This window comes from uncultured Methylobacterium sp. (assembly GCF_964244095.1).
Taxonomy (GTDB): Bacteria; Pseudomonadota; Alphaproteobacteria; order Rhizobiales; family Beijerinckiaceae; genus Methylobacterium.
In genome coordinates, this window is sequence record NZ_CAXTHR010000037.1 from 29,099 (window position 1) to 31,835 (window position 2,737).

A 2,737-nucleotide genomic window follows, 5' to 3' on the forward strand; every position below is an offset into this window, starting at 1 on the left:
AGCGCCAGGATCCGGGTCTGGCCCGTGATCCGCTGGATCTGTCCCGTCTTGTCCCGGGCGATCCCCGCGACCTCCCGGGTGAGGGCGGATATGGCGTGAAGCGTCGTCGGCGCTTGGTCTGCTTTCGGCTGGGCGTCGTGTGACGACAAAACTGCAGCGTGCATATCTCGTCAACCCGTCCAAAGAAGGTCCAACATCTCTTCAGCCGGTTTAAATTGTCTTAACTCCGCTCCCATCGGCCGATCCTGTCGGTCTATAGCCTCAGCGAGGTTCGATGCGTCTTCCGGAGGATCGGGTCGGCGCGGCTCTGCCGGAGCGCCTGTCCACCCCGCCGTCATCCCGAGCGGAGCGGAGTGACCCGGAAGCGAGCCTCGGGTGGGCATGACGCCCCTTCAGGATCGATCCGCGGCGCTCGCTAGGACGGTGTAGAACTGAGCCGACCTGCTGGTGCCGCCTCGCGGGGCCCGCCGCAGCATGCGCGCCGTTCGGAGCCTGTTTGACTGGAGATCCCACCCACCGCCCTCATCCCGAGGTGCGGTCGCGCAGCGACCGCCTCGAAGGAGGGCTCCAGGGATCGCGCGGGACTTGGAGCGCTCCGTCAAAGCCGCTGTCGCGGCACCTCAGGATGAGGGCGAGGATGGGACCTGCGTGCGTCGCGCGAGTCGTCTCGCCGACGCCGCAAAGTCGGATCACGTCAAACAGGACCTCAGTTGGTCGGCTCGCCCGCGGAGACCTTCGCGGTCCAGTCGTCGAAGGCGGTGACGTCCTGACGCTGCTCGCCGAGGTGATCGATGCGCAGAACCATGGTGTCGCCGGCCTTGAGGTAGCGGGGCGGCGTCATGCCGAGCCCGACGCCGGGGGGCGTGCCGGTGGTGATCACGTCGCCGGGCTCCAGCAGCATGAAGTGCGAGGTGTAGGCCACGAGCTGCGCCACGTCGAAGATCATCGTCGCGGTGGAGCCGGTCTGACGGCGCTCGCCGTTCACGTCGAGGCTCATCCCGAGAGCCTTGAGATCCGGGATCTCGTCGAGGGTGACGAGCCAGGGGCCGAGTGGGCCGAAGGTCGGGGCGCTCTTGCCCTTGGTCCAGGTCGGCCCGCGGTCCATCTGCCATTCGCGCTCGGAGACGTCGTTGCAGATGCAGGCGCCGGCGACGTAGCTCAGCGCCTCGTTGGCGTGGACGTAGCTCGCCGGGCGGCCGATCACCACGGCGAGTTCCACCTCCCAGTCGGTCTTGGCCGAGCCCTTGGGGATGATCACCGTGTCGTTCGGACCGCACAAGGAGGAGGGCGCCTTGTTGAAGATGATCGGCTCGGCCGGGATCGGCGCGCCGGTCTCGGCGGCGTGGTCGGCGTAGTTCAGGCCGATCGCCACCACGTTGCGCGTGCCGCCGACGCAGGGGCCGAGCCGGGTCCCCGGCGGCAGCAGCGGCAGGCTCTCGGGGTCGATCATCCGGAGGCGGGCGAGCGAGTCCGGCGAGAGCGCCGGGCCGGCGATGTCCCGCACCACCGCCGAGAGATCGCGGTATCCGCCCCGCGCATCGACGAGGCCGGGCTTCTCGTCGCCGATCGAGCCGTGACGGATCAGTTTCATGGCGGTCTCCCCGTGGCGTGGCCGACCGGAAGGTGGTCGAAGGGCCGGTTTGGTCAAGCCGGACGGGCCTGAGCATCATTTCGCGAAGCGTCATACGGGTCGCGAGAATAGAGTGATGCGTCAGCCCGCTCAGATCACGCCTTCATCCGCACGTAGGTGCCCGGCGCCGGCCCGAGCGACGCCAGCGCGTCCCCGCCCGGCGGGCGGGCCGGCACGCGCTCCGGCGCCTGGCGCTCGATCCACTGGAACCAGTAGGGCCACCACGAGCCCTTGGTCTCGGTCGCGGCGGCGATCCAGTCCTCCAGCCGGCCCTCGGCCGGGCCGCCGGTCCAGTAGCCGTATTTCGGCTTGGCGGGATGGTTGACCACCCCCGCGATGTGGCCCGAGCCCGCGAGCACGTAATCGACGGGGCCGCCGAACTTGTTCGATCCCTCGAACACCGACAGGGCGGGCGCGATGTGATCCTCGCGGGTGGCGAGGTTGAAGATCGGCACGCGCACCTTCTTCAGGTCGAGGCGCACGTTGCCGAGCACCATCCTGCCCTGGGCCAGCGCGTTCTCGAGGTAGCAGTTGCGCAGGTAGAACGCGTGGTTGGCCGCCGGCATCCGGGTGGCGTCCGAGTTCCAGTACAGCAGGTCGAAGGCCGAGGGCGCCTTACCCTTCACGTAGTTGTTCACGACGTAGGGCCAGATCAGGTCGTCGGGCCGCAGCATGTTGAAGGCGCTGGCCATGCGCGTGCCCTCCAGGTAGCCGCGCTCGGACATGCGCGCCTCGACCTGCTGGATCTGCTCCTCGTCGGCGAAGATCTTGAGGTCGCCCGCGTGGGTGAAATCGACCTGCGCCGTGAGCAGCGTCGCGCTCTTGATGCGCCGGTTGCCGGTGGCCGCCTGCATCGCCAGCGTCACCGCGAGCAGGGTCCCGCCGACGCAGTAGCCCGCCGCGGTCACGGCGTTCTCGCCGGTCGCCACCCCGATCGCGTCGATCGCCGCCTCGATGCCCTCGCGCATGTAGGACTCGAAGTCCTTGTCCGCGTGCCGCTCGTCCGGGTTGACCCAGGAGATGCAGAACACGGTCAGACCCTGATCGACCATCCACTTGATGAAGCTCTTGGCCGGGTTGAGATCGAGGATGTAGAACTTGTTGATC

The 2,737-nt window shown here is 68.3% G+C and carries 2 protein-coding genes and 1 pseudogene (1 of these 3 only partly in view); all 3 read right to left on the reverse strand.

Annotated features, from left to right (window positions below; all coding sequences use genetic code 11):
* Positions 1 to 164, reverse strand: a pseudogene (locus ACFE86_RS08435) (methyl-accepting chemotaxis protein) (it extends 939 nt beyond the left edge of the window).
* Positions 165 to 706: 542 nt separating this feature from the next.
* Positions 707 to 1,591: a fumarylacetoacetate hydrolase family protein gene (locus tag ACFE86_RS08440; RefSeq protein WP_375454883.1), complete on the reverse strand. Its 885-nt coding sequence runs from the start codon at positions 1,589 to 1,591 to the stop codon at positions 707 to 709.
* A 134-nt stretch (positions 1,592 to 1,725) separates the two neighbouring features.
* Positions 1,726 to 2,737: PHA/PHB synthase family protein (locus tag ACFE86_RS08445; protein WP_375454884.1), on the reverse strand; the 1,012-nt coding region annotated here is incomplete at its 5' end.